Origin of the sequence: Brevundimonas sp., from assembly GCF_031082345.1 — a bacterium.
GTDB lineage: Bacteria > Pseudomonadota > Alphaproteobacteria > Caulobacterales > Caulobacteraceae > Brevundimonas.
In genome coordinates, this window is the sequence record NZ_JAVHLH010000195.1 from 1,415 (window position 1) to 5,566 (window position 4,152).

Below are 4,152 nucleotides of genomic sequence, written 5' to 3' on the forward strand. Positions count from 1 at the left end.
GCCAGCCCAAGAATGATGGATATGGCGGCGTCGGTTTCGCAGGAAACTGTTGCGTCCCTTGAGGGTGGACTGCTCGAAAGCTCATGCCAGTCGCGATAGCCGAGGGCACGCGCGAGCGCTTCGTGAACTGCTGAGAGCTGCAGGCCCGGTGACAAGCGGACAAGGTTTTTGGCGGCCTGTTTGGGCCGCGCTAGATCAGAAAACTGGATTCGCATTGAACCACTCCGGCGGTGCTTACGAGAAGGCGTGTCCACTAGGCCCGCGCACCTGGATGAGGTTCAGGACGGGGGTATTCGAAAACTCCTGCCCGCGGGCTTCGCCATTTGTGGACGGCATGGCCGGATCAGCCAGCGACCAAGCTAGGCGGTTTGATCCGCAGATCAAGCTTAAAGGTTTCGATGCTAAGCTGATGCGATGGCGCTGGGCGTCGCGGGAGGAAGAATGGAAACGGTCGACTGTCAGACGGTAGAGGAGCTGGGCGCGTTCTTCGACGGCCTGGCGCCCGGCGTCTTGTTTCGGGGCCAGACTAGGGAATATCTGCGCACTGACGGCGGTCCCGATATTCGCACAAGCTTTGACCGGCACGGCTGCATCCCGTCGCGGATGCTGAAGTGGTGGCACTACTCGCGTGCCCTCCTGTCCACCTACGTCAAAGGGTTCGACGGCCTTACCGATCTGGCGACGGATCAGGCCATCCTGCAGCACTACGGTTGGCGGTCGTTCTTTCTCGATGCGACGGCCGACGCGTCCGTGGCGTGTTGGTTTGCGGCCAACAGCTATCGCACCGAACCTTGCGGTGAAATGATCGAGGATTGCTCCGAAGATCCCCTGTTCGTGGTCCGGCAACGTGCCTGGTACGAACCCGCCGACGATCGCGGCTGCGTCTACGTGCTCAGCCGCAAGGCGTTGCGCGCGCGCGACCTGCAGACGGTTGATCTGGTCGAGATTACGACGGCCACCGGCCGTCATCGCTGCCTTGCGCAGTCGGCATTCATGGTCGGACCGTTGAACGGGCCGCTGCCCGACGACTGCATTGCCACCCGAGTCTTCGCGTCATCGGCGGTCTTTCAGGCCTATGCTGCGCAAAAGCCAGAACTGACGTGCGAGGCGCTATTTCCCGGCCCGGCCATCGACCCGGTCATGGCCGCGCTGCTGTCGATTCCTTGGGTCAAGCGGGAGGTCGATAGCGAGGGCGATGGCATCGGCATCGACTTTTTCGACCGGGGGCTTCCGCTCCCCGAATATGAGGTGAAGACCATTCGCCGTACCGGGGGAGGCACGGCCTATTATCGCAGGTTCTGGCTGGCAGATGCGGCGGGGCCAGAGACGCTGTTGGCTGAGACCACGTTTTACCTGACGGATGAAACAACCTTCCACGGCACGGCGTCCGGCGAGTTGGTCTTTCCCAACCTGACCCGGCTCTTGCGCGAGCGAAGAAGTGTGGCGTTGGAGATCGACGGATTGGTGCGGCATCCCTACGCCGCCAACTCGAGCCAATATGGCAAAGGTATCTATCTGGAGATGCTGGAGGATGGGACGATGTTCCTCACGGAACTGGCGGTCGACCATTTCGGCGCCCGGCCCGGCGGCTTCGGCATCACCCGAGGCTGCTATTTCCAGGTTGATGATGCGTTTCGCTGGCGTCGTGTCGATTACCCGGATCAGTGCGACTGCGGCAGGGAAGCGCATCACTCCCATCACCTGGTCGTCGCCGAGCATTTCGAACATGCGCTGAAAGAACGGGAGTTCAGTCAGATCCGTGAACGGGTATTTGCCGCGTTGGACGTGAATCCCACCTCGGACCCATTGGCGCTGGAATGGATGGAGTAAGGCGATGGCGGTAGAAGGCTTCCGTCCTCTTTCTATATTGTCCATATAAGGACAATTAACTTGTATTTTGCCACGTAACTGGCCATATCAGGCCTATGCTAAAAACGCCTCTCGAAATTCAACATGCCGTCGCGGAGCGACTAAGGGCCCGCCGCGTCGCCTTGGGCTGGACCCAACAGGATGCGGCGCAGCGCGCCGGTGTTGCTTATCGGACCTGGCGGCGGCTGGAAAACGAGGGCAAGGCCTCGTTTGAGGACGTGATCAAGTCGGCTGTGGCTTTGCGATGCGAAGGCGACCTCGAAGCGCTTTTTCCACCTCCAGTCGCCACGAGCCTTGATGACCTCCTGAAACATCAGGCCGCGAACGCGGCGCCGCCTGTTCGGGTGCGGGCGCGCAAGTCGCTCCAATCATGAAACTGGCGCCGGGAGCCCCACTGGCCGCGAGCCTGACCTTCGACAATGCGGCAGCTCCCATGCCCGTCGGCCGACTAGCCATGGACACGGGTCTGGCTCAACTGGAATGGTCCAACGAGGCGATCGCTGCGGCGTTGCCGGTCTCTGGCCTGCTCTACCCTCCCGAGCCCGGTCTTCATCCTGCCCGCGGGCGGGAATTCGAAGGCCTGCATGGTTTCCTGTCCGACAGCCTGCCGGAGGGGTGGGGCTACCTTGTCATGCGCCGGCGTCTCGCCAAACTTGGCCTGCAGATTGACGCCCTGAGTCCGCTGGACCGTCTTGCGCTGGTTGGCGATCAGGGGCGTGGAGCCTTGACCTACTTGCCGGCGACGGCGCCGCCGCCGGAAGTCGAGAGCCTCGACCTGGATGCTCTGGCCGCTGAATCCATGGCCATCCTTGCTGGCCACGAAGGCGAGCTTGCGGCCACCCTGGCCACCTTGGCCGGTGGGTCGGGCGGCGCTCGGCCGAAGGTTCACGTAGGGTTTGACGGTGCGGGGCGCATCTCCGTGTCGGAGGGTGAGACGGCCCCCGATCACGAGTCCTGGATCGTCAAATTCGCGGCCACGAATGACCCGCCCGACATTGGGCCGATTGAGGCGGCCTACGCAGCCATGGCTATAGCGGCGGAGCTCGAGATGGCTTCTTATCGCCTTTTGCCCTCCAAAACGGGGCACGGCTATTTTGCGACGAGACGGTTCGACCGGCCGAATCCGGGGCGGCGCTTGCATATGGTCTCGTTGAGCGGTGCGATCGAAGCGCCGTGGCGCCTACCGTCGAGCTACGATCTGTTCCTACGGGCAACGCTGACCATCACGCGTCACGCGGACGATCTGCTCGCGGCCTTCCGTCGAATGGTCTTCAACGTGCTCGCCAGCAATCGCGATGATCATACACGGCAGCACAGCTATCTGATGAATGCTGGCGGCGAGTGGCGGCTCGCGCCGGCCTATGATCTCACTTACTCGGCGGGGCCGGGGGGAGAGCACTATCTCGACATTGAGGGCGAGGGCCGCAATCCGACTCGTGCGCAGGTCCAGACGCTGGGGCGACGGCATGGTCTATCGGACGCGACGATGGAGTCGGTGATCGAAGAGGTGCGGGCTGCGGTGGAAGATTGGTCGCGGTTCGCCGAGGAGGCTGGGGTCACAAGGGCGTCCAAGGCCGAGATCAGTACGGCCCTGGGGGCGGTGGCTGCGCGCTTCTTCGACTAGATCTATCTGGCTCTGCCGGGAGATCAGGACCCCGCGGGCCGCGCCGTTCCTCAGCGGGCCTGTTTGACGGAACGCATAATGCTCAGGGCGACCGAGAGGCTCAGGCCCATGTCCAGGCACAGCTTGAAGAACTCCTCCGAAGGGTGATGCGGCTCCAAACCGTACTGACGGACGAGCTTTCGGGCGTGCTTGCCCAGCGGTATGGCGTCGCTGAGCGATACCCATTCCGGGTTCCCGACCTGCTTTTCAAAGTCGATGATCACGGGATCAGCCAAGTCGGCGCCGAGCAACAGATAGCGCAGGTGCTTGATGAAGTGCGGGTGGGTGTAGATGTCCTCGCCGAGGCAATCGTTTCGCTCGAACATGCCCTTGCGCGAGGCTTTGATCCGGCCGGGATTGTAGTCGATATCGTTCCAGTAGCGCAGCCGGTGGGCGGGCACGCCGTTCCGTTCGGAGAGTGAAGCAAGCAGCGCCAATATCGGCTCAGCATTCGCGTTGTAGGCGGCGTGCGCTTCGTCGTGATTGCGATGCGATAGGCTCAGGTCGATCTTGGAGAATAAAACCTCTTCAGCCTCGCTAAGAGGGATCCGATATTTTTGCATGCGGTCCTCAATTCCACCTTGGCCGGCTGAGCCGTTTACGACTCTACCCACTTGGTG

General features: G+C 62.1%; 5 protein-coding genes. 3 read left to right on the plus strand and 2 right to left on the minus strand.

Translation table 11 applies throughout. The features are described from left to right. Window positions 1–215: hypothetical protein (locus RDU12_RS11875; RefSeq protein ID WP_308684777.1), on the minus strand; the 215-nt coding region annotated here is incomplete at its 3' end. A gap of 226 nt (window positions 216–441) precedes the next feature. On the opposite strand from RDU12_RS11875, the gene RDU12_RS11880 reads away from it, so the two are divergent. From RDU12_RS11880 to RDU12_RS11890, 3 genes are all read left to right on the plus strand, one after another. Continuing rightward, window positions 442–1,830 (plus strand): hypothetical protein, encoded by a 1,389-nt coding sequence (locus RDU12_RS11880; protein ID WP_308684769.1) that lies wholly within the window; start codon window positions 442–444, stop codon window positions 1,828–1,830. A 95-nt stretch (window positions 1,831–1,925) separates the two neighbouring features. Further along, window positions 1,926–2,243: a helix-turn-helix transcriptional regulator gene (locus RDU12_RS11885; RefSeq protein WP_308684771.1), complete on the plus strand. Its 318-nt coding sequence runs from the start codon at window positions 1,926–1,928 to the stop codon at window positions 2,241–2,243. Next, on the plus strand, window positions 2,240–3,493 hold the full coding sequence (locus tag RDU12_RS11890) for a type II toxin-antitoxin system HipA family toxin (RefSeq protein ID WP_308684773.1): 1,254 nt from the start codon (window positions 2,240–2,242) through the stop codon (window positions 3,491–3,493). The genes RDU12_RS11885 and RDU12_RS11890 overlap by 4 nt, the downstream gene beginning before the upstream one ends. A 50-nt stretch (window positions 3,494–3,543) precedes the next feature. On the opposite strand, the gene RDU12_RS11895 is transcribed toward RDU12_RS11890, so the two are convergent. Further along, on the minus strand, window positions 3,544–4,152 hold a 609-nt coding region (locus RDU12_RS11895), incomplete at its 5' end, for a hypothetical protein (RefSeq protein WP_308684775.1).

What these genes read in the sequence shown, in the direction of transcription:
- RDU12_RS11880 (WP_308684769.1), top strand. Translation starts at nt 442, where the DNA reads ATGGAAACGGTCGACTGTCAGACGGTAGAGGAGCTGGGCGCGTTCTTC.
- RDU12_RS11885 (WP_308684771.1), top strand. Translation starts at nt 1,926, where the DNA reads ATGCTAAAAACGCCTCTCGAAATTCAACATGCCGTCGCGGAGCGACTA.
- RDU12_RS11890 (WP_308684773.1), top strand. Translation starts at nt 2,240, where the DNA reads ATGAAACTGGCGCCGGGAGCCCCACTGGCCGCGAGCCTGACCTTCGAC.